The organism is Salipiger sp. 1_MG-2023 (assembly GCF_030547555.1).
GTDB lineage: Bacteria > Pseudomonadota > Alphaproteobacteria > Rhodobacterales > Rhodobacteraceae > Salipiger.
The window spans coordinates 1-957 of record NZ_JAUOQN010000169.1 but is presented as its reverse complement, the minus strand read 5'-3'; the positions used below and the strand labels follow the sequence as shown (position 1 = coordinate 957).

General features: G+C 52.4%; 1 protein-coding gene. It reads right to left on the bottom strand.

Annotated features, from left to right (window positions below):
* Positions 1-39 precede the first annotated feature (39 nt).
* Positions 40-756, bottom strand: coding sequence for a hypothetical protein (locus Q4543_RS24420; RefSeq protein ID WP_303442761.1), 717 nt, complete (start codon positions 754-756; stop codon positions 40-42).
* Positions 757-957: the final 201 nt, after the last annotated feature.

Genomic DNA, 957 nt, shown 5'->3' with positions numbered 1-957 from the left:
TCAACCAACCCGATCAGCAGGTGCAACGAGTAGCTTAAATCACGCCAGATCCTGTCCAAGAGATCGGGAGCAGCTCAGGTACGTGTCGTAAATTTCCGCATAAAGGTTCTTAGCGCTGAGCTTGTTCGAGACATGATACTTCTGCTTTGTGGTCAGAGTCTTGATTGACCCGTCTTCTGCTTTGAACTTCTCGCCTCTTGGAAACGATGTCGGTTCGCTGTCGACGGATAGAAGCTTCGATACCAGCAGCTTCATAAGAGAGCGGGCCTCCTTGTAGGTATCCAGTCCCTCCCGTTTACGAACGTAAGGGAATACCGAATAAGGGTCGTCGGGCAGGCGCACCCCCAAACGTCCGGCGATGATTGCTAGGTAGCAGGACTTGATGTCGATCTCGCACACTGGTTCTCCGTCAATGGTCATGGTGAGCCTTACGCTCTCAGAGAAGTTTTGGTAGTTTCCGTAGCTCCTTCCGCCATGCTCAAGACTTGCATTGTTGAAGATCCGCGTAATTCTGCTGAATTGAACTCCATTCGGATGAGTTAGAGGGTGCTGCTCCATGCAGTCACGAATTGCTCTAACTTCATGCTGAAGTTTGTGTACTTTCGTCTGGTCGAAACGGCTTAGGCTCAGATTAATGCCGCCTGTAGATTGACCGTCGCGAGGGCGCTTCGGGCTTCTAACCTTAATCGTTGGTCCTAATCCATGGGGCCTAAACTTCAGTGGATGACCGAAATCAGGAATTTTGGCCTTGTACACTGCACAAAGCTTGTCCCTCTTTGAGGAACGTTGAGTTTTGCAGAGGTAACGTGGTTTGAGCGCCTCCCTGAGTGGTTTGGCGATATCTTTCTGCCCATAAGGGCCGCCGGTCAGCTCTGCGTTCGCGGATGATGTCCCAACTGATGGTGTAGCTCACGACGGGCCTCGCGCTCACCGGCGGGCCGAGCTTGTCAGTCGCGC